The sequence below is a fragment of the Streptomyces sp. NPDC025273 genome (assembly GCF_040638585.1).
In the GTDB taxonomy this organism is placed as follows: Bacteria; Actinomycetota; Actinomycetes; order Streptomycetales; family Streptomycetaceae; genus Streptomyces; species Streptomyces cinereorectus.
This window is the reverse complement of sequence record NZ_JBEZYP010000010.1, coordinates 193320-220284: the sequence shown is the minus strand read 5'-3', so window position 1 is coordinate 220284 and position 26965 is coordinate 193320. Positions and strand designations below refer to the sequence as shown.

Sequence of the window (26965 nt, the reverse complement as noted above, 5' to 3'; positions counted from 1 at the left end):
CAGCAGGCCAGCGGGTGGGCGGGGGAGCGTAAGTGGTTGTGGTCGTTGTACTGGTGATCGTCGCGGTCCTCGCCCTGCTCGCCGGCGCGCACCGCTATGTGTGGCGCCGGCTGGTCGGTGACACCACGGCGAAGGGCAGCCTCGCGCGCCGTGCCGGCACGGCCGCGGCGTTCGTGCTGCCCCTGCTGAGCCTGGGTGCCCTGGTGTCGGCCCGCGCGGGCTTCCCGTTCCGGCTGCAGCAGGTGCTGGCCTGGCCGGGGTACCTGTGGCTGGCCGTGCTGATGTATCTGACGCTCGCTCTGCTGGTGGGGGAGGCCGTACGCCCCCTGCTGCACCGGGTCCTCGCACGCCGGGCCGCGGCGGGCACGGAGGTGCCCGCCGCGGGCACCGTCACGAGCGGAGCCGTGGTGGCGGGCGAAGCCGCCGTCACGGGCGCGGACGCCGGCACGGGCGGCACCCGTACGGATGTCGCGCCCCGCACCGAGGCCCCGGCGGCCCCGCCCGTCGCCGACCCCTCGCGGCGGCTGTTCGTCTCCCGGGCCGTCGGCGGCGCGGCCGCCCTCGCCGGGCTCGGCACGGTCGGATACGGCACCTACGGTGTGCTGCGCGGCCCCGGGGTCAAGCGCGTCACCGTGCCCCTGGCCAGACTGCCGCGTTCCGCGCACGGCTTCCGGATCGCCGTCGTCAGCGACATCCACCTCGGCCCCATCCTGGGCCGCGCCCACACCCGGCGGATCGTCGACGCGATCAACTCGACCCGGCCCGACCTGGTCGCCGTCGTCGGTGACCTCGTCGACGGTTCCGTCGCCGACCTCGGTACCGCCGCCGAACCGCTGGCCGGACTCGAAGCCCGCCACGGCAGCTACTTCGTCACCGGCAACCACGAGTACTTCTCCGGCGCAGCGGAGTGGGTCGACCACGTACGCGAGCTGGGCCTGCACCCGCTGGAGAACGCCCGGGTCGAGATCGGCGGCTTCGACCTCGCCGGTGTCAACGACGTCGCGGGTGAAAGCGAAGGCCAGGGACCCGACTTCGTACGGGCGCTCGGCGACCGGGACCGCAGCCGTGCCTCCGTCCTCCTCGCGCACCAGCCCGTCGTCATCGACGAGGCCGTCGAGCACGGCGTCGACCTCCAGCTCTCCGGCCATACGCACGGCGGACAGCTCTGGCCGGGAAATCTGCTGGCCGGTCTCGCCAATCCCACCGTCTCCGGACTCGAACGCTTCGGCGACACCCAGCTCTACGTCTCGCGCGGAGCGGGCGCCTGGGGGCCGCCGGTCCGCGTCGGCGCGCCCTCCGACATCACCGTGGTGGAGCTCGCCTCCCGACAGGCCTGAGCATCGCCTGGGCAACTGCCCTGCTCGCACACGGAAATCACACACAGTCATCACGTGCAGCCACCAAAGTGCCTGGTGGGAGGCTGTGCCATGCCCTATTCGGGCTATTTCTCGGCGTATATCGAACAAGAAGCCGTGAGCGCACGATTTGCTCTTCCCGATGTGAAAATCGTGTGATTGGGTGGGTCTGAACATGCGGCAATGTGCGCATTCATGCACATGGACCGTGGCAGGGCTGGTAAGGGAGAGCACGGCACATGCGGTTGATCCGGCTTCGGATTCTCGCGATTCTCGCGGTATTGATCATCGTCGGCGTAGGCGCCTGGCAGCTGCTCCCCTCGGACGAGGTGAACGAGGACCCGATCGCGGTCGGTACGTCGGACGAGGTCACCTCCCTCGACCCGGCCGGCGCCTACGACGCCGGCTCCTGGGCGATCTACAGCAACCTCTACCAGTCCCTGATGACCTTCAGGTCCGGGGCGATCGTGCCGGAGCCGGACGCGGCCGAGAGCTGCGGCTTCGTCGGCCAGAAGCTCCAGACCTACCAGTGCAGGCTGCGGGACGACCTGACCTTCGCCAACGGCCGCAAGGTCACCGCCGGCGACGTCAAGTACTCCTTCGACCGGATGCTGAAGATCAAGACGGACGTCGGTCCCTCGGTGCTCTTCCCCAGCCTCGACACGATCGTGGCCGAGGGGCGGACCGTCACGTTCAACCTCTCGGCCCGGGACGCCACCTTCCCGCAGAAGCTCGCCACGGGCGCCGGGTCCATCGTCGACCCCACCCAGTACCCGAAGGACAAGCTCCGCACGGGGGACCAGGTCGACGGATCGGGGCCGTACACCCTGGAGTCGTACGAGCCGGGCGTGCGCGCGCGGCTGGTGCCGAATCCGACGTACAGGGGCGCTCTGAAGCGGACCGGTGTCGCCGTCGACATCCGCTACTTCGACGGTTCGGACCAGCTCCGGGCGGCCTGGAAGGCCGGCGACGTCGACGTCACGCACCGTCAGCTCCCGCCCGAGGACCTGGCCGAGCTGAACGTCGCCTCCACCGAGCAGCGCGTCACCGAGGCGGACAGCGCCGAGATCCGCAACCTCGTCTTCAACGTCCGTGACGGCTCGGCACTCTCGGACAAGAGGGTCCGGCAGGCCATCGCCTGGATCATCGACCGCGGCCCCCTGGTCACCGACGTCTACAAGAGCACCGTCGAACCGCTCTACTCGCTGATCCCGCAGGGCTACATCGGGCACAGCACCCCCTTCTTCGACTCCTACCCGGAGCCCGACCCGAAGCGGGCCAGGGCGCTGATGGAAGAGGCCGGGGCGCAGATCCCGCTGCCCCTCACCTTCGCCCACCGCGACGAGGACGCGAACAGGAAGGAGAGCGCCGAGCTGGTCCGCCAGCTGGAGGAGAGCGGCCTGTTCGAGGTCACGGAGAAGGCCGTGGAGTGGCAGGCCTTCCAGAAGGGCTACGCGGCCGGTGACTACGACGCGTACACCGTCGGCTGGCTCCCCGACTACCCGGACCCCGACACCTTCAGCCAGCCTCTGGTCGGCCGCGACAGCACCCTCCACAACGGCTACGTCAGCGAGAAGATGGACGCGCTGATCACGGCCACGCAGCAGTACAGCGACCGCGGCCGCACCTCGGCCGACTTCAAGGAGCTCCAGCGACTGGTCGGCGAGGACGTGCCGCTGATCCCGCTGTGGCAGAAGAAGGACTACGTCGTCAGCAAGGCCGGTGTTTCCGGCTCCCAGTACCTCTCGGACGGCACCGGGATCTGGCGGCTGTGGGAACTCAGCTGGATCTGACGTCCGCGGCGTCGGGCGCGCCCCGTTCCGGCCGGCGCACCGCGCCTGGCATGAATTCCACCAGGACGTCGTGGAGTTGCCGTACGAGCGGTCGCAGCACCCGGAAGCGGGAGAGCGCGATCGCCCGTGCGGCGATCGGCGCGGTGCGCTCGACGAGCCGGCGGCTGCGCTCGGTGCCCTCGGTCCGGTCGTAGACCCAGAACAGCACCAGACCCATCTGCATCAGCCACATCAACTGCGGCAGCTGTTGCGCCAGTTCGGGGTCGTGCTTCGTGCTGGATCCGGCGAGGCACCGCTCGTGCACGGAGATCGCCGCCTCGCGAGCGGCCACGGACTCCTCGGAGAAGGGGGAGAGCGGGCTGTCGGGGTCGGCTGCGTTCTTGAAGAACTGGGCGGCGAAGCGGTGGTACTGCTCGGCCACGTCCAGCCAGCAGAGCAGCACACCGCGGATGCGTACGGCGAGGTCCGTGTCGCCTGCCAGGACCGGCCGGACCGCGGCCTCGTGTTCGGCGGCGATCCGGTCGTAGAAACCCTGGACCAGGTGCTCCTTCGAGGAGAAGTAGTAGTAGGCGTTCCCGACGGAGACACCGGCCTCCTGGGCGATGGCGCGCATCGTCGTCCGGTCGTACCCGCGCTCCGCGAAGAGCCGGAGCGCGGTCTCCAGGATCAGCGAGCGGGTCTGTTCGCTCTTCGGGGCTCTGGCGGTCCTGTCGGTCCTGCCCGCTCCGGCCGGCTTCGCTGCGTTCGCGTCAGACACGTTCTTCTCTTCCTTGACCACGGTCCCCAGGCTATCCGGGAGACCCGCCCGCCGGATCCGGCACCCGGCAGCGTCCCTCGGCGGAGCCGCACGGCGCCGCCGTGACGGACCGGTACTTCGCCGCGGCGAGCACCGTCGCGCGGGCGAACGGGCGGCCAAGGGGGGTGGTCAGCCAGTGGGCCCTGGGCCGGTGCTCGGCCAGCGCCCAGAGGCAGACGATCCAGGCGGCGGTCCCCCGGTAGACCTGGCCCCCGTCCCCGACCACCGTGATCTCCTCGAGCGTTGCCGTGTGGTCGAGCCCGGGGAAGCGGTCCCTCGCCTCCCGCGAACCGGCCGGGACGAGATCGAGCGGGACGAGCTGGCGCTGTCTGCCCAGCCAGTGCCGCAGATGGACGCAGAGCGGGCACCGGTCGTCGTAGAGCACCGTGAGCCGGGTGACCGGAGGGTACGCGACCGGGGCGGGCGCACTGCCGTCCGTGACCGGGGCGTCCGTCACGGCCCGCTCACCGCCCGGTGGCGGGCGCGGCCCAGGGCCCCTGGCCGGCGGGGCCCGCCCAGCCCTGCGGCGGCACGGGCGGGGTCTGCTCGCGCTCCATCAGGCCGCGGCGGCGGATCCTGTTGAGTACGTAGACGTTGCCCAGGTGCAGCACGCCCAGGACCAGCAGGACGACGCCGACCTTCACCGACAGCGCCTCGAAGAGCTCCCGGGCGTCGGCGACCCCGTCGGCGTTCTTCAGATAGAGGGTCACGAAGCCCAGGTTGACCAGGTAGAAGCCGACCACCAGCAGGTGGTTCACGGCGTCCGCGAGCTTCGCGTCGCCCTGGAGCACGTCGGCGAGGAAGACCTTGCCGTTGCGGCTGAGTGTGCGGGCGACCCAGATGGTGAGCGCCACGCTGATGAGCAGGTAGATGACGTACGCGAGCACAGTGAGGTCCATGCCCCACCCTCCCTTGAACGCGTTCAAAATGCTGATGTCGTGACTGTAGACCCGTCTTTGAACATGTTCAAGTAGCGTCCCGGTGACTGCCGGAACGCCGGGGTGGCGGTAAGCCGGGAGGGGTGACGCGGGATTCAGTCGGTGAGGGCCTTGACCAGCTCGGCCCGCAGTTCGTCCGCGCCCGGGAGCGGTGCGGAAGCCAGTGCCTCGTTCCAGCCGGCCGCCGCCCGGTCGACGCCGGACCGGAACGCACGCCGCACCGGCACCTGCCCGAAGAACAGGGCGAGCGCGGCCACCGGCCGCAGCAGCGACCGCCCGCGCACGGTCAGCGTCACGCCGACCTCCCACGCGCCGTCGGCGGCAGGACGCGGAGTGACGGTGAGACGCGCCCGCCCCAGCCGGTGCCTGGCGCGGGCCGCCAGCGGGGCGCGCGCCGGCGGGAGGGACCCGGGCCGGGCCGCCGCAGCCGCCCACCAGGCCGTCAGGTCGAGCTTCGCCCGTCCGGAGACCCGTTGCAGCGCACCCCCGGTGGGATCGCGCACGTCGAAGCCCACCTCCAGTGCCCCGGGCCGCTCGGGGGTGCGCAGCCGTACGGCCAGCCGGGCGATCAGCCCGGCGGACTCCATGCGCTGCTCGACGGCGATCGCGGTGGAGCGCCGCCACTCCCGTACGGTCGTCACGATCCGGTCGTCCGAGGGGCCGTCGGCCCATGCGGCGTCCGCCTCGCCGGCGTCCGAGGTGATCTCGTACCGGGCGCCCGGGCGCAGGTGACGGCCCTTCAGCAGCCGGATGCCCACGACCTGCGGCCCGGCGTCCCCCAGCACGATGTCGCCACCGCGCGCCCGCGTGGACTCGGCCGTGTCCAGGACGAGCCGTGCGCACTCCTCGAACCAGGCGCGGTCCAGGGACGCGACGGTGACCGTGTGGTCGAAGCGGGCCATACGGAGGCCGTACCCGGTCTCAGGCGCTCATGGAACGCGCGGTGTTGACCTGGGCCATGACCATCTGGAACGTCTCGGGGCCCGTCGCCGGAATCATCGTCGAGTGGTGGCGGCCGCCGCTCGTCACCGTGATCTGGACGAAGCCGGTCGTCCGCTTCTCCTTCATGAGGAGGAAGAGCAGGCCGATCAGGCAGAACAGCGCGAAGACGATGGCGAGCACGATCGCCACGGTGGGGATCTTCTCCTCCGTGCGCGACATGTCGGTCGCCGTCCACACCGCGCCCTTGAGGGGCATCGTGCCGGACGGTGTCACGATGCCGTCGTTCATGACGGTGATGTCACCGAACGACAGCATCGGCACACCACCGCCCGGCTGTCCGTGCTGCACCGGCAGGTTGAAGCCGGGCTGCGTCGGCTGCCCCGTGCCCGGATAGCCGTATCCGGGACCGGGCTGGGTGGCGGACTCGGGCAGCGGCTGGGGGTAGCCGTACGCCGGAGCGGCTCCCGGCGCCGGATAGCCGTAGCCCTGCCCGTCGGGCATCGTGGGCGGGTTGCCCGGCTGCTGGGGCGGGCCCCACTTGTATGAGTCGTCCGCGTACGGATTCGGATCGCTCACGACGTTCCCCGTTCTCCATCAGACCTTCTGCTCCCGTGCCGTGCTGCGCCGGGAGAGCGTGAGCCGGTCGACGGCCCCGCACGACCGTACCGTCCCCGCACCCCCGACGCACCAAGAGGCCCCGCTTCCCGCACCGTCGGTGCGCGGAAACGGGGCCTCTCGAAGACCGCTCCGTGGGCCCGGGGGCCCGTGGGTCAGAAGCGACGCGTGATCAGCGCGCGCTTCACTTCCTGGATCGCCTTGGTGACCTCGATGCCACGCGGGCAGGCGTCCGTGCAGTTGAACGTGGTGCGGCAGCGCCACACACCGTCACGGTCGTTGAGGATCTCGAGGCGCTGCTCGCCGCCCTCGTCACGCGAGTCGAAGATGAAGCGGTGCGCGTTGACGATGGCCGCCGGGCCGAAGTACTGGCCGTCGTTCCAGAACACCGGGCACGAGGACGTGCACGCGGCGCACAGGATGCACTTGGTGGTGTCGTCGAAGCGCTCGCGGTCCTCGGCGGACTGCAGACGCTCACGCGTCGGCTCGTTCCCCTTGGTGATGAGGAAGGGCATCACGTCGCGGTAGGCCTGGAAGAACGGGTCCATGTCGACCACGAGGTCCTTGAGGACCGTGAGGCCCTTGATGGCCTCGACCGTGATCGGCTTCTCCGGGTTGATGTCCTTGATCAGCGTCTTGCAGGCGAGCCTGTTCTTGCCGTTGATCCGCATCGCGTCGGAACCGCAGATGCCGTGCGCACAGGAGCGCCGGAAGGTCAGGGTGCCGTCCAGCTCCCACTTGATCTTGTGAAGGGCGTCGAGGACACGCTCCTTCGGGTCGATCGAGATCTGGAAGTCCTGCCACTGGACCTCGTCGGAGACCTCCGGGTTGAAGCGGCGGATCCGGAACGTGGCCGTGATGTACGGGCTGTCGGCGAAGCCGGCCTCGGCCTTGTCGGTCTTGTCCAGGGTCGGGGTAGCCATCAGTACTTACGCTCCATCGGCTGGTAGCGGGTCGTGACGACCGGCTTGTAGTCGAGCCGGATCGACTCGGTGCCGTCGTCCGCGACCTCGCGGTACGCCATGGTGTGGCGCATGAAGTTGACGTCGTCGCGGTTCGGGTAGTCCTCGCGGTAGTGACCGCCGCGGGACTCCTTGCGGGCCAGCGCGGAGGTCGCCATGACCTCGGCCAGGTCGAGCAGGTTGCCCAGCTCGACGGCCTCCAGCAGGTCGGTGTTGAACCGCTTGCCCTTGTCCTGGATGGACACGTCGAGGTAGCGCGCCCGCAGTTCGGCGATCTTGTCGACCGCCGTCTTGATGGTCTGCTCGGTGCGGAACACCATCACGTTGGCGTCCATGCACTCCTGCAGCTCCAGGCGGAGCGCGGCGACGCGCTCGGTGCCCGTGGAGTTGCGCAGCCGCTCGACCTGGTCCTGGACCAGCTGCGCCGGGTTCTCGGGAAGATCGACGAAGTCGTTCTTCGCGGCGTACTCGGCGGCGGCGATGCCCGACCGGCGTCCGAAGACGTTGATGTCGAGCAGCGAGTTGGTGCCGAGGCGGTTGGCGCCGTGCACGGAGACGCAGGCGACCTCGCCGGCGGCGTACAGGCCCGGGACGACGGTGGTGTTGTCGGCCAGCACCTCGCCCTCGACGTTGGTCGGGATGCCGCCCATGGCGTAGTGCGCGGTCGGCTGGATCGGGATCGGGTCCGTGTAGGGCTCGATACCGAGGTACGTCCGCGCGAACTCGGTGATGTCCGGGAGCTTCGCGTCCAGCTGCTCCGGCGGGAGGTGCGTGAGGTCGAGGTAGACGTGGTCGCCCTCGGGGCCGCAGCCGCGGCCCTCACGGATCTCCGTGTAGATGGAGCGGGACACGACGTCACGGGACGCGAGGTCCTTCATGACCGGCGCGTACTTCTCCATGAAGCGCTCGCCGTCCTTGTTGCGGAGGATGCCGCCCTCACCGCGGGCGCCCTCCGTCAGCAGGATGCCCATGCGCCAGATGCCCGTCGGGTGGAACTGGAAGAACTCCATGTCCTCCAGCGGCAGACCACGACGGTACGCGGCGGCCTGGCCGTCACCGGTCAGGGTGTGGGCGTTCGACGTCACCTTGAAGAACTTGCCGGTGCCGCCGGAGGCGAAGATGATCGACTTCGCCTGGAAGACGTGGATCTCGCCGGTCGCCAGCTCGTAGGCGACGACGCCCGCGGACTTCTTGACCCCGTCCACGTCCTGGAGCAGGAGGTCCAGGACGTAGAACTCGTTGAAGAACTCCACGCCCTCCTTGACGCAGTTCTGGTACAGCGTCTGGAGGATCATGTGGCCGGTGCGGTCCGACGCGTAGCAGGACCGGCGGACCGGGGCCTCGCCGTGGCTACGGGTGTGACCGCCGAAGCGGCGCTGGTCGATGCGGCCCTCGGGCGTGCGGTTGAACGGCAGGCCCATCTTCTCCAGGTCGAGGACCGCGTCGATGGCCTCCTTCGCCAGGATCTCGGCGGCGTCCTGGTCGACCAGGTAGTCGCCGCCCTTGATCGTGTCGAAGGTGTGCCACTCCCAGTTGTCCTCCTCCACGTTGGCGAGCGCGGCGGCCATGCCGCCCTGCGCCGCGCCCGTGTGGGAGCGGGTGGGGTAGAGCTTCGTCAGCACGGCGGTGCGGCTGCGCTTCGTCGACTCGATGGCCGCGCGCATGCCGGCGCCGCCGGCGCCGACGATGACGGTGTCGTACTTGTGGATCTGCATGGTTTCCTCTGGTCCCTCTGTCCCGGCGCCTAGCGGATGTTCGGGTCGAAGGTGAAGATCACCAGCGTGCCCAGCAGGACGGTGAACACCGTGGCGGTGTACAGGAGCATCTTCAGCCAGAAGCGGGTGTTGTCCCGTTCGGCGTAGTCGTTGATGACCGTACGGAGGCCGTTGGCGCCATGGAGCATGGCGAGCCACAGCATCGCCAGGTCCCAGACCTGCCAGAACGGCGAGGCCCAGCGGCCCGCCACGAAGGCGAAGCCGATCTTGGAGACGCCGCCGTCCAGCACCAGCTGGATCAGCAGGTGGCCGATGACGAGAACGACCAGCACGATGCCCGACAGGCGCATGAAGAGCCAGGCGTACATCTCGAAGTTGGTGCGCGATCCCTTGGGGGTCTTGCCCGTGCGCTTGCGCGGGGGCTCGATCACCGGGGCGGGGTTGTCGACGTCGAACAGGCCTACGGCCTCGACGTCGCCGATCGCGGGGGAAGAGGTCTCGCTGGACATTGGCCTCAGCTCCCGAAGACTTCGCGTACGGCGTGACCGAGGACGGGGTACAGGGCCCCGACCATCAGCACGACCCAGATACCCAGGACGGTCCAGAGCATCTGCTTCTGGTAGCGCGGGCCCTTGGCCCAGAAGTCCACGGCGACGATGCGGAGACCGTTCAGCGCGTGGAAGAGAATAGCGGCCACCAGGCCGTACTCGAGCAGCGCGACGAGCGGGGTCTTGTAGGTGGCCACGACGTCGTCGTACGCCTCGGGGGAGACACGCACGAGAGCGGTGTCCAGGACGTGTACGAACAGGAAGAAGAAAATGAGGACACCGGTGACTCGATGAGCCACCCAGGACCACATGCCTTCCCGGCCGCGGTACAGCGTTCCAGCCGGCACGGAAGAACCCTCCGGGAGCGGGGATTGGGGTCGGCCGGCTTGACTGTCGGTCTGACCCGGCCGGGTACGGTCGACCGGCCCCGGCCATCGTAGCGACGGTTTGTCGGTTCGATGGCGGCGGGGCCTCCGGTGTGATCAAAGCGGCAATCAAACAGCCACGGACGGGCTACCCGACAGGCTGTCCGGCGGCCCGGAACGGGCCCGGCGCACTGCCCGCCTCGGTCACCAGGTCGATGATCCGGCCCCGGGCGAGTCGTCGCATCTCCTCCGCGGTGAGGGCCCGCTCCTCGTCCGGGTCGTGCGCGAGCCGGGTACGGATGGCGGCGAGCACCTGGTCCACGTGCTGGGAGGGCGGCAGACCGTCCAGGCAGATGACGAACACATGGCCGAAGCGGCTCTCGTAGGCGGCGTGCGCCGCGCGCAGCGCCAGATGGGCGGCGCGGGGCGCGGCATGGTGCAGACAGGGGGCACTCTCCGCGGCGAGCGCCTCCGCGATGTCCGCCGGGGAGAGGTCGTACCCCGCCTCGTCGGAGGCCGCGAGCAGCGCGCCGAGGTCCGGGTACGGGCGGTGGGCGGCCATCCGCAGCGCCCAGCGGTGGCTGCCGAAGCACTCCAGCAGGACCGACAAGGCGGTGTCGCGGCGCCAGCCGTTGAAGCGGCCGAGCCCTCTCGAGTGGGCGTTCGCGCAGGTACTCGCCGAGACTGGTTCCGGAACCGGGGTCCGCGTCTGTGCCTCGTGCGGAGCGGTGCCGCGACTCTGGACGGGGACGCCCGCCCGTCCGGCCTGCTGCGGATGCTCCGGCAGGCCGGCGGGGGACTCGCTGGACCTGGACAGCGGAACTCCTCGGATGAAGGGCTTCTGTGACGTGGGAGAGGGGCCGGAGAGCGACCAGGTTGCGCGGGGGAGAGAGTGAAGGCTGAGATGAATGTGACGCAACGCTAGCGAGGCCGGGCGACGGGCGCCCGAAGCCTGCGCGAAATTCACCCGGACGGGAGAGTTTCGGAACACTTGATGGACGTCTCTATAAGGGTGAATTGCCACCCTTCTCCCCTTTTATCGATTTTCGCCCCCAAATCGGAGGATTCTGACTGATGTCGCCCTCACGCGGAGTTCTGGTGGCCGGCGCGGCCGTCACGGTGGCAGCCGCAGTCACCCTCACCGTCGTCGCCTGGCCCGAGGGCTCCGGCCCCGGGACGCAGGGCGCGGCATCCTCGTCCAGCACCTCGGCCTCGCCGTCCCCCTCGCGGAGCTACCCCCTCTCCACGACGCCGCGGACGATACCCGCGGTGCGCGAGCACACCCCCGCACGCGGCCCCGGCTGGAAGCCCGCCGGGAACAGCACGGTCGTCGTGGCCGACCCCGAGCTCGCCGACGAGGGCGAGCTGCTCGCCGAAGAGCTGAAGATCCGCTACCGGGGCGAGGCCGCCGCCCGGGCCGGTGACGTCGAGCTGGCGCTCGGGACCCCCGGCAAGGGCGCCCCGGAGTCGTACACCCTGAAGACGGCGGGTGACCGGGTCAGGATCAGCGGGCCCGACCAGGCAGGGGTCTTCTACGGGACCCGCACCCTCAAGCAGTCGTTGAGCGCCGACAGCACCGTGCCGGAAGGCGTGGTGCGTGACACCCCCGACCGGCCGCAGCGCGGCCTCAACCTCGACATCGCACGCAAGCACTACTCCGCGGACTGGATCGAGGACCGGCTGCGCGAGATGGCCGACCTCAAGCTCAACCAGCTGGGCCTGCACTTCTCCGACGACCAGGCCTTCCGGATCGAGTCCGAGTCGCACCCGGAAGTGGTCGCCGAGCAGCACCTCACCAAGGCCGAGATCCGGCGGATCATCGCGCTGGCCGAGAGTCTCCACATCACAGTCGTCGGCGAGATCGACTCCCCCGGACACCTCGGTGCCGTGCTCCGCGCCCACCCCGACCTCCAGCTGCGCGACACCCAGGGGGTCGCCCGGCAGGGCGCCATCGACATCTCCCGGACCGCGTCGGCCGAGATCGTCGACGACCTGCTGCGCGAGTACACCGAGCTGTTTCCCGGTGCGTGGTTCCACGTCGGCGCGGACGAGTACCAGGCGCTCACGGTCAGCGACCCGCAGGCCTCCTACCCGCAGCTGGCCGCGGCGGCCCGCGAGAAGTACGGCGCCGGGGCCACCATCCAGGACCTGGCGGAGGGCTGGCTGAACGACCGCGCCGCGGTGGTCCGCGAGGCGGACAAGACGCCCAAGGCGTGGAACGACGGCTTCTTCAGCGGCGGGCAGGTCACCGCCGACCAGGGCATCGAGGTCGAGTACTGGACGGGCAAGGAGATCGGCGCCCGGCCGCCCCAGGACTACCTCGCGGAGGGCCGCAAGGTCATCAACCTCAACGACGAGTTCCTCTACTACGTGCTCGGCGAGCCCAACGCCTTCGTCTACCCGACGGGTGAGCGGATCTACCAGCGGTGGACCCCGCTCGTCCTGCGCGGCACCGAGCCGGTGTCCGCGCGCTACTCGAAGCAGATCCTCGGCGGCCGGTTCGCGGTCTGGGGCGACCTGCCGAACGCGCAGACCCCGCAGCAGGTGGCCGACGGCATCCGGATGCCGCTCAACGCGGTCTCCCAGAAGCTGTGGGACCCCAGGAAACCGGAGCTGACCTGGGCACAGTTCCGGACGCTCGCGAACGAGGTCGACTCGTCGGACTGATGCGCAACTCCGAGGACAACACCGCCGCGAGAGGTCGGGTTCCGCTGCCGCGCCCCGGGGAGGGGCGCGGTTCGGAGCGCGATGTCACGTGTGCCGCCGCCCTGCCCCATGCCGTGCGGCCGAGCCCGGCGTGCGCGTCGGCCCATGTGATGCCGAGGGGCGCGAGAGGGTGACGGCGGTGTCAGTCACGCCCCTGACCACGACGCGGGAGCCCGGCGTCACCGGCCCACTTCAGGGGCTTGCGGATGCTTCGGGGGTGGGGGGCTCGCCGGTGGTGCATGTGCTGCGTCCGAAGGCCCCCGATGCGGTGGCGCGTTGGACGCGCTTGCCGCTGATGGCGAGTGTGCAGCCGGCTTCGCCGCCCTTCTCGCCGAGGGTGATGTCGACGACGGGGGGCGTGCCGAGGGGCACGCGCACCGTCTTCCTCCACGGCAGTGCTGCGTTCTTCACGACGTGCGCCCGGCCTTCTGTGCCCCGCCCTACGAAGCGAGCGGGGCCGGGCCGTCCGTGAGGGCGATGACGAACGATGTCCAGGCGGGGGCCGCGACCGTCAGGACCGGGCCGTGGGGGACCTTGGAGTCGCGGACGGGGACGATGCCTGCGAGGCCGTCGGCGACCTCGACGCAGTCCCCTCCGGTGCCGTTGCTGTAGCTGCTCTTGCGCCAGGCAGTGGTGCTCAAGTCAATCCCGTTGCTTGCCATTTCGATCATCCTCAGCCGCTTCCTCGATCATGGCGAGGGACGCCTCCGGCGGCAGTGCGGCGGCCCTGAGCAGATCGTACGACCTTCGGTACTCCTCCACGAGGGCTGGATCGTCGATGGTGTCACCGCTGTGCTGGGACTCCAGGTAGACCAGGGGCGGGGCGTCGGGGAAGGCCATGATCTTGGCCATGCCCATCATGAGGGGATGCGCTCCGCAGTTCCACGGAAGGATCTGTGGAACGATCCGGCGACGCCTTGTCAGCGCAGCGATCCGCTCCAGCTGCTCGGCGGTCTGTTCCGGCGGAAGGATCGGCTGGCGCAGCAGTGACTCGGACAGGATCGCCCAGTACATCGGTGTTCTGTGGTCGTTCTCGAAGAGGCGAGCCCGCGCCAACCGGGCGCTGACCTTCTCCTCCACCTCGTCGTCGGGCGCCAGCGGCATCGCTGCCCGTACCAGCGCTCGGGCATACGCGTCAGTCTGCAGCAGGCCGGGAACGAGGGTTGGGCACCACTCTTCGATCGACTTCGCGTGCTTCTCCGCCCCCAGGACGCGCTCGAAGTAGCTGGCGTGGCCTCGCCTCTTCGCCCTCCGTACGTCCTCGCAGCGCCGCATGAAGAAGCCGTCGGTGCCGAGCGCCTGGTCCACGTGCTCCGCCAGTTCCGCCGGCATGCGGCGCTCACCGCGTTCGATCTCGCTGAGGTGGCTGGGGCCGTAGAAGCTGCCCTCGACCAGCTGCTGGAGGGTCAGCCCGGCCTCCTCCCGTTTCCAGCGAAGCTCCTTGCCGTAGAAGGTCGGGACGCTTGCCGACCCGTCGATGTCCTTGCGCTGCCCCATCGCCCACCGCCATTGGTGCCGTTGCCGCCCGTTTCCCCACGTGTCCGGCCAGGGCTCCCGATTTCCGCGCCGATACCGACTTCCCAGGGCATACGCGCATTTCGTGGCCGGGAGTCCGAACCTCTTTCACGGTACTTCCCGACACGTCAGAGTGTGATCTGTTCGTCACAGAGCGCACTGGAAGGTGTGACCCCCCATGAACGACCAGCCCTACGACGGCACGGACGCGGACACGGATGTGCGGGACTGCACGGACGACCTGCGGGCCGCCCTTGCCGCCCACGGCATCACGCTGCCTTCCCTCGGCGTCGATCCGCCGACCTTCGCGGCCCGCTACCGCACCCCGCCGCTCATCGCGCTGGGCAACTGCAACCTGCCCGTCGCCCGTGCCCTGGTCGCCGCCCTCCGTAAGGGAGTCGCGTGATGCGACAACCGCTGATCCTGGAGCTTCTCGCCGCCCCGCAAGCCGTAGCCGAGGTGCGCCGCGCCCTGCGTGCGCACATGGGCGGCCCCTGCGCCGACCTCCAGCTGTGTGCCAGTGAGCTGATCACCAACGTCATCCGCCACCTCGGCGAGGGCGTTCCTGTGACCGTCCGCCTGCTCTGTGCCGCCCGAGGCCGTGCGCGACTGGAGGTCGCCGACCCCGATCCCCGGGCCCTGCCCATTCTGTGCGCGGCGGCCGACGAGGACGAAGCCGGCCGCGGCCTCGCCCTGCTCGATGCCCTGGCCCTGCGCTGGGGCGTGGTGCAGGGGCCCGGCGTCAAGACGGTGTGGTGCGAGCTGCCGGTGGAGGACGGGGGCGTCCACGGGCGGGTCGATTCACCACGATTGTCCGTGGACGTGATCGCGCGGTGAATGTTGCTGTACCGTCCGCCCGCTGTGCAGGGTCGGTGGTCCGGACGAAGGAACAGGTACGTGCGAAATCGCTTCAGGTGTGCTGTGTTGGTCCTCCCTCTGTCGTTCTCGCTCGCCGCTTGCGGCACGGACGACGGGAAGACGGAGCCGGTCGGGACGGACGGGCCGAAGAGCGCGGAGGCGAAGCAGTCGCCGAAGCCCGCCGCCGCTCCCTCGCCCGAGTCCCCTGAGGACTTCCTCGGCCTCGCCGAGAAGGCGATGGCCGAGGAAGGCCCGTGGACGTTCTCCGTGACAGGGCAGGAAGGGCTGACGCTCCAGGGCCAGAAGAGCACCGCCTCCTACCGGGCCACGGTCCGGCGGGGCATGGCGCCCGAGGCGTTGCACTCCCAGGGCGTCAGCACCAGCAGCAAGGGGGCCGAGGAGAACGAGGAGATATACGTCGTCGACGGCACGGCGTACCTCAAGCAGGGGGCAGCGCCCTGGAAGGAGGCGCCCGCCTCCGACCCCGGGATGAGCAACAAGATCGAGGACCCGGTCGCGGTCGTCGAGGAGTTCCGGGCGTACGCGAAGGCTGCCACCGGCGACGAGGTCGGCGTGACGGAGGCGGACGGCACGGTCGAACTCCGCGTCGGCAGCGACAAGCAGAAGCTGACAGCCGTCCAGGACCGGGCCTGGGTGAAGAAGGCGGTACGGGAGTTCGCCCCCACCGCCGAGCAGCTCCGCACGGCCGGCATCGCCGTGAACGACGCGCAGCTCACCCTGTCCGGCCTGAAGGAGGTGCTGGTCCTGGACGCGAAGACGTACCGCGTCAGGAGCCATCACTTCGAGTTCGGCTTCCTCGTCCCGTACGGCGGGCAGGACATCACCTTCGAGCAGGATGTACGGCAGGAGAACCAGGGCCCGTTCGCCGGCCGTATCGAGCTTCCTGCCGGCGTGCGCTGACGTATCGCTTCTCCACGCCGTAGGCCGCTGGGCGGAACCTTTAGGCCGCCTTAGTCCGCGAGAGCCCGGCGGCTGCCCGGAGGTCGCGCCCGCGCCGGTGGATGGGCGGCGGAAACCAGTCACGGGGTCCTTGAAGGGCCTCACTCGGCCCGTTTCCTTGTCTTATGGGTGACGCTTTTCAGCCATCCGGCGCAGTATGCGATATCAGGAAGTACAGCGTCCGCTGTGTCCCGGCACGGTCGGTCCCCCGACCACGCCGGCTTCCGGACCGAGGGGAGACGCCCATGAGCCTGCTGGAGCTCATCGCTGTTGCCGACGAGCGAGGGCTGGCCGCGAGCGGGCTTGCCTGCCTCGACCGCTGCCTGCCACTGCTCGCCGACGGCGGCGAGCCCGAGCTGCTGCGGCCGCTCTGGGGGAGCTGTGAGGACGGCCGGGACTGGGACACCCGTCTGACCGCCGCTCGTGAGGCGATGGAGGGCGAGGACGTCGCGGACGAGACGGCGGCCCTGGTACGGAAGATGCTGGGCGCGGCCCCCTCCGACTGGTCCGCCGATCCGCTGCGGGAGTGGGCGCGGGCGTGCTCCCTGGTCGCGCTGGAGATCCACCGTCAGTTCGACATCCCCACGGGTGGGGACACGGGCGGGGACGGCGTCCAGGACTCCACCGAGCAGCTGAAGCGCTGGAGCGCGGGCGAGGCGGACGGCGCGGGTCCGCTCGTCGCGGGTGAACTCCACCGGCAGATCAAGATCCTGGAAACCCTCGCGGAGACCGCGGGCACGGCGGGCAGCGCCGGCGGACTGCGCGGTGCGCTGGACCGGTCGACCGAGGGCCGGCGGGTGCTGCGCGCGGTGATGTCGCGCCGCGCGCGCGGCCGGAGCTGACCGGCCCCGGAGTCCTGACCAAAGAGGCCGGCGCCCCTCGTGTCAGGGCGAGGGGCGCCGGGGTCGGTGTGCGGGTTACGGGGCCAGGAGCGAGCCGATCCGAATCCCGGTGGGAGCTCCGAGCTGCGTCACGCCGTAGTGGACGCCGGCCGGGTTGATCCCCTTGTCGTAGCTGTTGTCGAGCTGGAGGACCGTTCCGCTGTTCGTGTCCTCGCCGTCCACGCCGATGGCCGGGTCGCCCAGACCGTCACCGGTCAGGTCGGCGAGCGAGACGGCGGAACCGAACCGGTCGCCCGACTCCGTCGATCCGGGCACGTAGGACGTGTCCTGGGAGTAGTTCACCGCGCCGGTGGCCGTGGGGCCGGTGGAGGTGGACCGGATCAGGAGGACGCGGCCGGTGTTGACCCGGCTGACGCCGCTGCGGGTGAGGTCCTCGTTCGGGATGCCGACGAGGATGTCGGCGTAGCCGTCCTGGTTCGCGTCACCGACGGACACCGCGGCGCCCATGTCGTCGCTGGTCTCGCCGTTGGCCGCGGCGACCATGTTCTGGTTGATCGTCTTGCGGCCCGTGGAGGTGAGCCCGGTGGAGGAGCCGAAGACGGCCGTCACGGCGCCGCCGACGGAGGTGTGCCCGGACTCGGTCGCGCTCGGCTGGCCGACCGCGAGGTCGGCGTACCCGTCACCGTTGAGATCGCCCGCTGCCAGTGACCGTCCACCGCGCGCCGAGAGTACCCCGACCCGCTGGAGACCGGTCGTCGAACCCTTCAGCCACAGCAGTCGTCCGATACCGCTCGGGTCGCGGTAGTTGACGGCGACGTCGGCGTAGCCGTCCTTGTTGAAGTCACCGGTGACAGCGGCCGCGTAGCCGACGGCGCCGGTGTACGCGGTGCTGTTGAGGTAGCCCTTCTTCACGGCCCCCGTCCTGCTGTCCCAGGCCCACCAGCGGCCGGGCTTTCCGGGAGCGACGGAGAGGACGTCGGCCCTGCCGTCCGCGTTGAAGTCGCCCACGGTGACCGTGGTGCCGAGCTTCTCGCCCGCCACGCGGGTCGCGGCGTCGGTCAGGTAGGCCCTGCCGGAGCTCAGACCGGGGCCGTAGAGCACCGAGACCTGGCCGGAGTCGGCGTGCGTGCCGTCCTCGCCGGGCAGACCCACCGCGAGGTCGGCGTACCCGTCACCGTTCACGTCGCCCCAGGCGTTGGAGGCGCCGAACTGGTCGCCCGCCTCGGAGGTACCGGGCACACCCGCGCTGTTCTGGGTCAGGATCTTCTTCGTGACCGAGTCGGGACCGGTCCTGGTGCCGGGCAGGACGGTGATCCGCCCGTTGGCGCTCGTCGCCTTCGGCAGGCCGACGACCAGGTCGTTGGTGCCGTCCCGGTCGAAGTCGGAGGTGGGGATGGCCGAGTTGCGGCCCGCCCCGGCGGCGAAGGCACGGATCGTGCCCAGCTTGCTGTACAGGTTGGCGCCGGGGCACACCGTGGCGAAGCCGTCGCGGTGGCCGGAGAGGGTGTTCAGCGTGGCCTTCTGGCCCTGGGTGTACTTGCCGGTGTCGGCGGCGGCCGTCAGCGTGACCGTGGTGGTCGGGCTGACGCCGTACTGGCCGAGCTTCCAGGCGGCCACACGGGCGGCCGAGTTCAGCGCCGCGGGGGTGGGCCTGCCCTTCTCGAAGTCGCCGAGCAGCGCGATGCCGGTCGAGTAGGAGTTGAAGCCGTAGGTGTGTGCGCCGAGGACGGGCAGGTCGGCGCCGCCCTCACGGCCCTCGAAGATCTGGCCGCACTTGTCGACGAGGAAGTTGTAGCCGATGTCCTTCCAGCCGTCGTAGTCGTCGGCGGTGGTCGCGGTGTCCTTGCCCCGAGGCGTGACGTGGTACGCGTAGATGCCGCGGATGAGCGCACCGGACTCGGCGCAGCTGTAGTCGTTCGAGCCCACCGTGTGGTGGACGAAAGCGGCCTGGATCTTCTCGATGTACTCCGGGCCGCTGTAGTTCGTGGCGAGCGACCTGTCCGGACCCCAGCCCGCGCGCAGCGTCATCGCGGGCCGGTTCACCGTGGACGGCGGCGCGGTCGGGACGGTCGGCGTCGGCGACGGGGTGCCGGTGGGAGTCGCGGTTTCCGTCGGCGTGGCCGAGGCGGTCTGGGTCGGCGCCGCGGTCGCCGTCTCCGTGGGCGTGTCTGCCGGCGCCGGGGGCGCCGTTTCCGTCGCCGTCCCGGTGGGGGTGTCCGTGGGTGTCGCGGTCTCCTCGACGGCGAACGACGCGGTCTGCGCGTCGGCGCCCGGCGCCGCGGCCTCCTTGGCGGTGACGCCCGGGTCGACCAGGGACAGTTCGAGCCCCTTGGGCAGCCCGGCGGCGGCCGTGCCGTCGGCACCCACGACCCGCGCCTCGACGGCGTCGGAGGGCCCGACCCACAGCGGCTCGGACAGACCGGGCAGCTTCGCGTCCTCGTCGTCACGCTCGGCGCCCAGGTGCTGTTCCAGATGTACCTCCAGCCAGCCGCCCCACCGGCCCGTCACACGATTGCGCGTCCGGACCTCGGCCTTGCCGTCGATCTCCGCGTCCGGGTCCGCCCAGACGACACCGACCATGGAGAACGGGTCGGTGTCGGTGCGCGGCAGCGTCCGCTCGGACCTGCCGGTCCCCTTGAACGTCAGCTCGTGGACCGAGGCCTTGCGCACCTTCGGTCCGCGAGCCTGCGACGCGTCCTCGGGGTTGGCGACGGCGACCGTGACCGCCCCCGCGCCACCGAGCACGACTGCTCCGATGGTCAGCCAGGCGCGGCGCTTCAGGCCCATCGGTTTGTACGCATGCGAACTGCGCGGGCTCAAATGCCCACCCCTTAAGAGAGTTTAAGCAATCAGAAGTACGTAGGAGCCCCACCCGCTCGCACGAGCGGCTCGACCCGCCCAGCGAAGCCCGGGCCTCAAACGTCACATCGATCCTCGTGAACGTGGCATGTGTCACAGCTGAGGTGATGCCGCCGCCCCGCCCCTTCCAGCCCCTGCACGGTCTCCGGCACTCCGTGCGGGCACCGCGCGCACTCCTCGGCCGGTGTCACCGGGGGAGCCCTCGGGGCCCCGGACAGCCGGATACGACACGACCGGGCGGAGAAGGGCGGACGGAACGATGCCGATCGACTGATCGCGGGAGCGGGAGCCGCAGTGCCACGGGGCGGGCCGACGGCTCGCTCAGCCGCGTGATCCGGGCGGCCAGGAGAGGGCTGGGGCGACGACCGGGGCCGCCACCCCCCACAGGAGAGGCCCCGGTCGTCTTCCACGTGGCCGCAGTGCGACCCCGTACTCATCTCAGCGCCGCGCGTGCGTTTTCTGTCACACCGCGCTGCGTCAGGGGACTGTTGCGGGTTGTACAAGTCATGGACGTGACACCGTCCGACCACGTAGCGTGCTGAGTCGCGCAGGGTGGCGCAGCAGCAGTGACCAGCTGTGATTCAGATCAGCAGGGCGGGTTGAGGGAGTGCTGGGGGACGACGCGGAGCTGACGGCCGCGGTGCTCGCGGCACAGGACGGGGACGAGGACGCTTTCCGTACTGTGTACCGCGCTGTGCACCCACGGCTGTTGGGGTACATACGGACGCTGGTCGGTGAACCGGACGCCGAGGACGTGGCGTCCGAGGCGTGGCTGCAGATAGCGCGCGATCTCGGCCGGTTCAGCGGGGACGCCGACCGGTTCCGCGGCTGGGCCGCCCGGATCGCGCGCAACCGCTCGCTCGACCACATCCGGATGCGGGGCAGGCGCCCGGCGGTCGGCGGTGACGAGAGCGAACTGGCGGGCCGGGCGGCCGAATCGGACACGGCGGTCGAGGCGCTGGAGTCGTTGGCCACCGGCCGTACGCTGTCCCTCATCGCGCAGCTGCCGCAGGACCAGGCCGAGGCCGTGGTCCTGCGCGTGGTGGTCGGGCTGGATGCGAAGAGCGCGGCCCGCACGCTGGGCAAACGCCCCGGCGCGGTCCGCACGGCCGCGCACCGGGGACTCAAGCGGCTGGCGGAGCTGGTCGGAGCGGAGGACGGGAATCCGGCCGAGGGTCCGGGGCTCGGTGCCGTTCCCGCCCAGCGCCCCGCCCGCAACGGTGCGGCGGCGCCCGCCGGTGTGACGCATTCGCGTCCGTGGACGCAGAAGGACATGTGATGGCCGACGAGCAGCAGGAGTGGCTTGATGCGGACGCTGCGGAGGCCTTGCTCCGCGGCGACTGTGTCGAGCCCGTCGCCGATCACGCCCGCACCGTGGCCCGGCAGCTGGAGGCGGCGCTGCGCGAGGTGCGCACCCCGGGCCCCTCGGACGGTGAACTGCCCGGCGAGGCGACCGTGATGGCCGCCTTCCGTGAGGTGTCCGGTGCCCGGACGAAGCGGGACGGCACGGCGCGGGCCGCCGGCCCTGCGGGGCAGCAGGACAGCGTGCACACGGTGCGGATCGGCGCCACGCGCGCACCTTCGTCCCGGCGCCCCCGCTGGACCCGTCCCGTGCGCTACGGCCTCGCCGTCTCGCTCGCCGGGTGCGCACTCGGCGGGGTGGCGGTCGCCGGGGGCACGGGCATGCTTCCCGCGCCGTTCGGCGGCCATGACTCCCCGGCTCCCGCCTCGTCCGTCTCGGTCGCGGCGTCCCCGGAGGAGCTGGGTGCCGGGGTGCCGGACACCGGCGGACCTTCGGCCGCGCCGACGCCGCCGGACGTGTCCACGCCGCCGGCCGCCCCCGGCGGCGCGGGCAGCGGGACGGATCCGGACGACGGGCGGAGCCCCGAGGACGGCACGGCCGCGGGCGGGACGGACGGCGCCGGCGGAGCCCCGGACCATGCCGACGGAGCGGAGGGCGCCCCGGACGGCACGGACGGACGCGAGCTGCCCGGCGGCTCCGCAGGCGGAAACGCGGCCGAGCTGTACGAGAAGGCGGCCCAGGCCTGCCGCGACTACCGCGACGACGATCTGAGCCGGGAGGACGAGCGCCGCCTCCTCGAACTCGCGGACGGCGAGAGCAACCTGGACCGCTTCTGCGACCGCGTCCTGAGGGGCGACCCCGACCGGGGCGGGAGCGAGGGCGGTTCCGCCGGCGGAAGCGACACCGGGGGCGGCTCGGAAGGTTCGGAGAGCAACAAGGGCGGCGAGGCGTCCCTCCCGTCGGTCTCCTTCCGCACCCCGCCGCCCGACGGCCTCGGTGACCCGGCGTCCAGCCCTCCCGCTCTCTCACCGGCAGCGCCCTGACCTGCGCGGATAATCGCCGCGGTCATACGGTGTGACATTTTCCGGCTGCCCGGCGCAGTACAGAGTGCCGACTGGTCATCGGCAGCGCATATGAGCCGGGGTTCCCCCCGTACCTTCGGCTCTGCGCATCAGGCGCGGGCGGGACACGTTCCCCCGGTCCCGCCCGCGCCCCTCTCCGCAGGTCACCGGTGGACGACGACCTTGTCGCCGTTCTTCACCTGGGCGAAGAGCGAGGCGATCTTCCCCTCGTCCCGTACGTTCACGCAGCCGTGCGAGGCACCGTCGTAGCCGCGGGCCGCGAAGTCCGCCGAGTAGTGCACCGCCTGGCCGCCGCTGAAGAACATGGCGTACGGCATGGGGGAGTCGTAGAGCGTCGACACGTGGTGGCGGGACTTCCAGTACACCGAGAAGGTGCCGTCCCGGGTGGGCGTGTACTGCGAACCGAAGCGGACGTCCATCGACGAGAGGACGCGGCCGTCGATCATCCACGACAGGGTGCGGCTGTTCTTGCTGATGCACAGGACCCGGCCCGTCATGCAGCGCGCGTCCGGTGTCGCCACCGGCCTGTCGGTCGGCGGATCCAGCTCCTGGGCCGTCGGCCTGCGGGTCATCCCGAGCAGCCGCTCCCAGGTCACGGTGTCGGTCCTCCCCGTGCGGGGCAGGCCCCGCTTGCCCTGGAAGGACCGCACGGACGCGACGGTCACGGTGCCGTAGAACCCGGTGGGGGTGCGGCCGAAGTGGCCGATCTGGCGCAGCCGGGCCTGGAGCTCCCGTACCCGCTCGCCCCGGTCACCGGTCGACATCAGGGTCTCCGGCACGGGTGAGGACCGCGCGCCCGGTGTCTCCTCGGGGGCGGAGACGGACGGCGACACGGACGGCGAGGCCGACGGGGAGGCGCTCGTCGGACTGCCGCTCGGCCCGCCGCCGTCCGTGGGGCTCGCCGCCGTGGCCGGGGCCGTCGGCTGCGCCGCGCCCACGTCGGTCCGGCAGCCCGCCGTGACCGTGGCCAGGGCGAGCACGCCGATGGCCGCCGACACCGCCGTACGCGTCCCGCCCGCACGGCCGTTCGTCCGTATGCGTCTCATTCCGACCCCCTGGCCCGTCCGTCGCCGCCCCGGTGCCCCGCGCCCGGGTGGCGCGCGGCGCGGATGTCTCACGGGGAGGGTTCCCGCCCTGCCCGGTCGCCGAATCCTGCGCATGATGGGAAGCGTGCGTCCAGCCCCGCGGTGGGGCGAGCGCTGTGAGCAAGGTCCCAGCCGGTGGCTCTCCCGGGCGGTCCCGCCGCCGCTAGAGTCCGTCGCGAGGTTTGTTACCGATAAGTAGCTTGAGCGGGAGGCACTGCACATGACGCGTGAGTCCGAATCGGGACTGCCCATCGAGCCGGTGTACGGGCCGGACGCACTCGAAGGCTGGCAGCCCGAGGAGAAGCTGGGCGAGCCGGGTGCGTACCCCTTCACGCGCGGTGTCTACCCCACGATGTACACCGGCCGGCCCTGGACCATGCGGCAGTACGCCGGCTTCGGCACCGCCGTCGAGTCGAACGCCCGCTACCAGCAGCTGATCGCCAACGGCACCACGGGCCTGTCGGTCGCGTTCGACCTGCCCACCCAGATGGGCCACGACTCGGACGCCCCGATCGCCTCCGGAGAGGTGGGCAAGGTCGGCGTGGCGATCGACTCCCTCGACGACATGCGCGTCCTGTTCGGCGGGATCCCGCTGGACAAGGTCTCCACCTCGATGACCATCAACGCCCCCGCCTCGCTCCTCCTCCTGCTCTACCAGCTGGTCGGTGAGGAGCAGGGCGTCCCGGCCGACCGGCTGACCGGCACCATCCAGAACGACGTCCTCAAGGAGTACATCGCCCGGGGCACCTACATCTTCCCGCCGAAGCCCTCGCTCCGGCTGATCGCCGACATCTTCAGGTACTGCCGCGACGAGATCCCGAAGTGGAACACCATCTCGATCTCCGGCTACCACATGGCCGAGGCGGGAGCCTCGCCCGCGCAGGAGATCGCCTTCACCCTGGCCGACGGCATCGAGTACGTCCGCACGGCCGTCGCGGCCGGCATGGACGTGGACGACTTCGCCCCGCGGCTCTCCTTCTTCTTCGTCGCCCGTACGACGATCCTGGAGGAGGTCGCCAAGTTCCGTGCCGCGCGCCGGATCTGGGCGAAGGTGATGAAGGACGAGTTCGGCGCGAAGAACCCCAAGTCGCTCATGCTCCGCTTCCACACCCAGACCGCGGGCGTCCAGCTCACCGCCCAGCAGCCCGAGGTCAACCTGGTCCGGGTCGCCGTACAGGGCCTCGGCGCGGTCCTCGGCGGCACGCAGTCGCTGCACACCAACTCCTTCGACGAGGCCATCGCCCTTCCCACCGACAAGTCGGCCCGCCTGGCCCTGCGCACCCAGCAGGTCCTGGCCTACGAGACGGACGTGACGGCGACGGTGGACCCCTTCGCGGGGTCGTACGTCGTCGAGAAGATGACCGACGACGTCGAAGCCGCGGCCCTGGAGCTGATGCTGAAGGTCGAGGACATGGGCGGCGCGGTCAACGCGATCGAACGCGGCTTCCAGAAGGGCGAGATCGAGCGCAGTGCCTACCGGATCGCCCAGGAGACCGACAGCGGCGAACGCGTCGTCGTCGGCGTCAACCGCTTCCGCCTGGACGAGGAGGAGCCGTACGAGCCCCTCCGCGTCGACCCGGCGATCGAGGCCCAGCAGGCCGCCCGGCTGGCCAAGCTCCGGGCCGAGCGCGACCAGGGGGCCGTGGACGCGGCGCTGGCGGAGCTGAAGGAGGCGGCCGCGGGCACGGACAACGTCCTCTATCCGATGAAGGACGCGCTCAGGGCGCGGGCGACGGTGGGCGAGGTCTGCGACGCGCTGCGGGAGGTCTGGGGGACGTACGTCCCGACGGACGCCTTCTGATCGGCGGGGTCCACCCTCGCGGGTGATCTCCCGCCGATCACCCGCGCCCGTGGAGAAGCTCGTGAACAGTGGTCTCCGAAAGGAGGATGCCGTGGCTGTGATACAGCACGAGGAGCAGGTGACGACGATGCAGTCCGAGCTGACGATCGGCGAGGCGGCCGAACAGGCCGCGCGCTCGCTGCCTGGGCATCGCGTGGAGATCCTCCAGGGGAGGCTCACTGCGACACCACCGGCCGACGGATCGCATGCTCTGGCACTGTCCTGGCTCAGCGAGGAATTCGGTGTCAGAGCGCGTGGGGTCGGGCTGAGACTGGTCCAGGCGGTCGGGCTCTGGCTGCCCACCGGCCCGGACGACTACGCGATTCCCGATCTCGCGGTTGTCGAGTCCGATTTCCGTGACGCGCACGTCATGAAGAACTGCTACGCCCCCCACGTCTTCCGCATGGTCCTGGAGGTCACCTCCACCAACTGGGCGGACGATCTCGGCCCCAAGGTGGAGGACTACGCCCAGGCGGGCATCCCGGTCTACGTGGTGGCTGACCGGAAGCACGACCAGGTGCTGGTCTGTACCGACCCGCGGGGCGGCGAGTACCGGAACCAGACGCCCCACAAGCGGGGGATGTCCTTCTCCGTGCCGGAGGTCGTCGGCCTGGAGATGGAACTCTCCGTGGACCGGCTGCTGGACGGCGACGAGGGCTGATCCGCCGCATCGCGGAACGCCCGGACGGAGTGTCGTACCCGCGTGCGACACTCCGTCCATGCTGGGTGTGACCGATCTTCCGACCTATCTCGCCGGCCTGGTGCTGATCATTCTGCTCCCGGGGCCCAATTCGCTGTACGTGCTGTCCGTCGCCGCCCGGCGCGGGGTGCGGACGGGCTATCTGGCCGCCGCCGGTGTGTGGACCGGGGACGCGGTCCTGATGACGCTGTCCGCGCTGGGCGCCGCCTCCCTGTTGCAGACGACACCGCTGCTCTTCGCCGTGGTCAGGTACGCGGGCGCCGGCTATCTGACCTGGCTGGCCATCGGGATGCTGCGAGCCGCCGTGTCGATGTGGCGCGAGCGGCATCAGCGGGTCGCCGAGCTGACCGAGGCGGACACGGCGCCCGCTACGGCGGTCGAGCGTCCCTACCGGCGGGCGCTGGTGGTCAGCCTGCTCAACCCGAAGGCCATCCTGTTCCTGATCTCCTTCTTCGTGCAGTTCGTCGATCCGGGCTACGCCTACCCGGCGCTGTCCTTCCTGCTGCTGGGCGGCCTGCTGCAGATCGGCAGCTTCCTGTACCTCTCGGCGCTCATATTCGGCGGCACCCGCCTGGCCGCCACCTTCCGCCGCCGCAAGCGGCTTTCGGCGGGGGCCACTTCGGCGGCGGGCGTGCTGTTCCTCGGCTTCGCGGCGAAGCTCACGTTCAGCAGCGTCTGAGCGGTCCGGGGCTGCTCGGCGGACCGTTGCCCCGGGCGCTCAGTGGTGCCAGGCCCTGCCTCCCACGTTGTGGATCATGCGCTGGAGGACCTTGAGCGCGGCGACGAACTCCTCGTCCGGGATACCGGCGTGGATCTCGGCCCTCGCCCGGCTGACCCGTTCGTGCGCCTTCTCGCGCAGTGCGTGCCCCTCCGCGGTCAGCCGCAGCCGGGTGGTGGCGTCCTGGGTGACCAGGCCCTTGACGACGAGGGCGTCGATCTCGGGTTCCAGCCTGTCCCCGACGTTCAGATAGCCGCGGAGCACCGCGACCACCTCGGCCCGCGGCCGGCCCGCGTCGTCCGCGTTGACGAGCTGGTTGAGGACCCACCAGGGTGGCTGGGTGAGGCCGTGCTCGGCCAGGGCGCTGCGGATGTGGGTGACTGTCGCCTCGTGGGCCGCCCAGCTCCAGTAGCCGATCGGCTGCCGTGCCAGGCCCGCGTCGTCATGGGAGTAGTCCATGGCCCCGAA

28 protein-coding genes are annotated in these 26965 nt (G+C 70.7%); 12 read left to right on the top strand and 16 right to left on the bottom strand.

From position 1 onward, the window contains the following. The first annotated feature begins 32 nt into the window (after positions 1–32). Together AB0F38_RS18995 and AB0F38_RS18990 are read left to right on the top strand one after the other, a co-directional pair. Complete coding sequence (locus AB0F38_RS18995) at positions 33–1337, top strand: metallophosphoesterase (protein WP_361894199.1); 1305 nt, start codon at positions 33–35, stop codon at positions 1335–1337. Between the two features lie 257 nt (positions 1338–1594). Beyond that, positions 1595–3148: an ABC transporter substrate-binding protein gene (locus AB0F38_RS18990; protein ID WP_361894196.1), complete on the top strand. Its 1554-nt coding sequence runs from the start codon at positions 1595–1597 to the stop codon at positions 3146–3148. On the opposite strand, the gene AB0F38_RS18985 is transcribed toward AB0F38_RS18990, so the two are convergent. The 10 genes from AB0F38_RS18985 to AB0F38_RS18940 all read right to left on the bottom strand — a co-directional run bounded on the left by AB0F38_RS18985 (position 3135) and on the right by AB0F38_RS18940 (position 10861). Next, positions 3135–3905, bottom strand: a complete 771-nt coding sequence (locus AB0F38_RS18985; RefSeq protein WP_361894194.1) for a TetR family transcriptional regulator — start codon at positions 3903–3905, stop codon at positions 3135–3137. The genes AB0F38_RS18990 and AB0F38_RS18985 overlap by 14 nt on opposite strands. A 31-nt stretch (positions 3906–3936) precedes the next feature. Continuing rightward, complete coding sequence (locus AB0F38_RS18980) at positions 3937–4401, bottom strand: DCC1-like thiol-disulfide oxidoreductase family protein (RefSeq protein ID WP_361894191.1); 465 nt, start codon at positions 4399–4401, stop codon at positions 3937–3939. A 7-nt stretch (positions 4402–4408) separates the two neighbouring features. After that, positions 4409–4843: a hypothetical protein gene (locus AB0F38_RS18975; RefSeq protein ID WP_361894188.1), complete on the bottom strand. Its 435-nt coding sequence runs from the start codon at positions 4841–4843 to the stop codon at positions 4409–4411. 134 nt (positions 4844–4977) lie between these two features. Beyond that, positions 4978–5784, bottom strand: a complete 807-nt coding sequence (locus AB0F38_RS18970) for a hypothetical protein (protein WP_361894185.1) — start codon at positions 5782–5784, stop codon at positions 4978–4980. Positions 5785–5803: 19 nt separating this feature from the next. After that, positions 5804–6400, bottom strand: a complete 597-nt coding sequence (locus AB0F38_RS18965) for a hypothetical protein (protein WP_361894182.1) — start codon at positions 6398–6400, stop codon at positions 5804–5806. A 194-nt stretch (positions 6401–6594) separates the two neighbouring features. Beyond that, positions 6595–7362 carry a succinate dehydrogenase iron-sulfur subunit gene (locus tag AB0F38_RS18960; RefSeq protein WP_361894179.1) on the bottom strand — a complete coding sequence of 256 codons (768 nt, stop codon included), beginning with the start codon at positions 7360–7362 and terminating at the stop codon, positions 6595–6597. Next, positions 7362–9116, bottom strand: coding sequence for a succinate dehydrogenase flavoprotein subunit (gene sdhA, locus AB0F38_RS18955; RefSeq protein WP_361894176.1), 1755 nt, complete (start codon positions 9114–9116; stop codon positions 7362–7364). Before sdhA ends, AB0F38_RS18960 begins: the two co-directional genes overlap by 1 nt. 29 nt (positions 9117–9145) lie before the next feature. Next, entirely contained in the window at positions 9146–9625 is a 480-nt protein-coding gene (locus AB0F38_RS18950; protein WP_361894173.1) for a succinate dehydrogenase hydrophobic membrane anchor subunit, read from the bottom strand. Positions 9626–9630: 5 nt separating this feature from the next. Then, positions 9631–10011, bottom strand: a complete 381-nt coding sequence (gene sdhC / locus AB0F38_RS18945) for a succinate dehydrogenase, cytochrome b556 subunit (RefSeq protein ID WP_079099469.1) — start codon at positions 10009–10011, stop codon at positions 9631–9633. Between the two features lie 166 nt (positions 10012–10177). After that, positions 10178–10861 carry a 2-oxo-4-hydroxy-4-carboxy-5-ureidoimidazoline decarboxylase gene (locus AB0F38_RS18940; protein WP_361894387.1) on the bottom strand — a complete coding sequence of 228 codons (684 nt, stop codon included), beginning with the start codon at positions 10859–10861 and terminating at the stop codon, positions 10178–10180. Positions 10862–11103: 242 nt separating this feature from the next. Between AB0F38_RS18940 and AB0F38_RS18935 the strand changes: the two genes are divergently transcribed. Continuing rightward, entirely contained in the window at positions 11104–12696 is a 1593-nt protein-coding gene (locus AB0F38_RS18935; protein WP_361894170.1) for a family 20 glycosylhydrolase, read from the top strand. Between the two features lie 231 nt (positions 12697–12927). Here the strand turns inward: AB0F38_RS18935 and AB0F38_RS18930 are convergent, their stop codons facing one another. The 3 genes from AB0F38_RS18930 to AB0F38_RS18920 are packed head-to-tail and all read right to left on the bottom strand — an operon-like array spanning position 12928 to position 14232. Further along, entirely contained in the window at positions 12928–13146 is a 219-nt protein-coding gene (locus tag AB0F38_RS18930; RefSeq protein WP_361894167.1) for a hypothetical protein, read from the bottom strand. Positions 13147–13175: 29 nt separating this feature from the next. Then, positions 13176–13397 (bottom strand): DUF397 domain-containing protein, encoded by a 222-nt coding sequence (locus AB0F38_RS18925; protein WP_361894164.1) that lies wholly within the window; start codon positions 13395–13397, stop codon positions 13176–13178. Then, the gene (locus tag AB0F38_RS18920; protein ID WP_361894161.1) at positions 13378–14232 is read right to left on the bottom strand and encodes a helix-turn-helix transcriptional regulator; all 855 of its coding nucleotides are present in this window, start codon (positions 14230–14232) and stop codon (positions 13378–13380) included. Before AB0F38_RS18920 ends, AB0F38_RS18925 begins: the two co-directional genes overlap by 20 nt. 196 nt (positions 14233–14428) lie before the next feature. Here AB0F38_RS18920 and AB0F38_RS18915 point away from each other — a divergent pair, with 196 nt between their 5' ends. From AB0F38_RS18915 to AB0F38_RS18900, 4 genes are all read left to right on the top strand, one after another. Then, positions 14429–14656: a hypothetical protein gene (locus AB0F38_RS18915; protein WP_361894158.1), complete on the top strand. Its 228-nt coding sequence runs from the start codon at positions 14429–14431 to the stop codon at positions 14654–14656. Further along, positions 14656–15087, top strand: a complete 432-nt coding sequence (locus tag AB0F38_RS18910; RefSeq protein ID WP_361894156.1) for an ATP-binding protein — start codon at positions 14656–14658, stop codon at positions 15085–15087. Before AB0F38_RS18915 ends, AB0F38_RS18910 begins: the two co-directional genes overlap by 1 nt. Before the next feature lie 84 nt (positions 15088–15171). Next, on the top strand, positions 15172–16029 hold the full coding sequence (locus AB0F38_RS18905) for a hypothetical protein (RefSeq protein WP_361894153.1): 858 nt from the start codon (positions 15172–15174) through the stop codon (positions 16027–16029). A gap of 284 nt (positions 16030–16313) precedes the next feature. Beyond that, entirely contained in the window at positions 16314–16910 is a 597-nt protein-coding gene (locus tag AB0F38_RS18900; RefSeq protein ID WP_361894150.1) for a hypothetical protein, read from the top strand. A 75-nt stretch (positions 16911–16985) separates the two neighbouring features. On the opposite strand, the gene AB0F38_RS18895 is transcribed toward AB0F38_RS18900, so the two are convergent. Continuing rightward, positions 16986–19697 carry an FG-GAP-like repeat-containing protein gene (locus tag AB0F38_RS18895; RefSeq protein ID WP_361894147.1) on the bottom strand — a complete coding sequence of 904 codons (2712 nt, stop codon included), beginning with the start codon at positions 19695–19697 and terminating at the stop codon, positions 16986–16988. A 679-nt stretch (positions 19698–20376) separates the two neighbouring features. Here AB0F38_RS18895 and AB0F38_RS18890 point away from each other — a divergent pair. Continuing rightward, positions 20377–21048, top strand: a complete 672-nt coding sequence (locus AB0F38_RS18890) for an RNA polymerase sigma factor (RefSeq protein ID WP_361894144.1) — start codon at positions 20377–20379, stop codon at positions 21046–21048. After that, positions 21048–22115, top strand: coding sequence for a hypothetical protein (locus AB0F38_RS18885; RefSeq protein ID WP_361894141.1), 1068 nt, complete (start codon positions 21048–21050; stop codon positions 22113–22115). The genes AB0F38_RS18890 and AB0F38_RS18885 overlap by 1 nt, the downstream gene beginning before the upstream one ends. 182 nt (positions 22116–22297) lie before the next feature. On the opposite strand, the gene AB0F38_RS18880 is transcribed toward AB0F38_RS18885, so the two are convergent. Beyond that, positions 22298–23200 (bottom strand): L,D-transpeptidase family protein, encoded by a 903-nt coding sequence (locus tag AB0F38_RS18880; protein ID WP_361894139.1) that lies wholly within the window; start codon positions 23198–23200, stop codon positions 22298–22300. A gap of 259 nt (positions 23201–23459) precedes the next feature. Between AB0F38_RS18880 and AB0F38_RS18875 the strand changes: the two genes are divergently transcribed. The 3 genes from AB0F38_RS18875 to leuE all read left to right on the top strand — a co-directional run bounded on the left by AB0F38_RS18875 (position 23460) and on the right by leuE (position 26458). After that, positions 23460–25040: a methylmalonyl-CoA mutase family protein gene (locus AB0F38_RS18875; RefSeq protein WP_361894136.1), complete on the top strand. Its 1581-nt coding sequence runs from the start codon at positions 23460–23462 to the stop codon at positions 25038–25040. Between the two features lie 91 nt (positions 25041–25131). Beyond that, on the top strand, positions 25132–25740 hold the full coding sequence (locus tag AB0F38_RS18870) for a Uma2 family endonuclease (protein WP_361894134.1): 609 nt from the start codon (positions 25132–25134) through the stop codon (positions 25738–25740). 58 nt (positions 25741–25798) lie between these two features. Then, complete coding sequence (leuE, locus tag AB0F38_RS18865) at positions 25799–26458, top strand: leucine efflux protein LeuE (RefSeq protein WP_361894132.1); 660 nt, start codon at positions 25799–25801, stop codon at positions 26456–26458. 39 nt (positions 26459–26497) lie between these two features. On the opposite strand, the gene AB0F38_RS18860 is transcribed toward leuE, so the two are convergent. Then, a complete protein-coding gene (locus AB0F38_RS18860) occupies positions 26498–26956 on the bottom strand; it encodes a MarR family winged helix-turn-helix transcriptional regulator (protein ID WP_361894129.1) in 459 nt (152 codons plus the stop codon). Between the last annotated feature and the right edge of the window lie 9 nt (positions 26957–26965).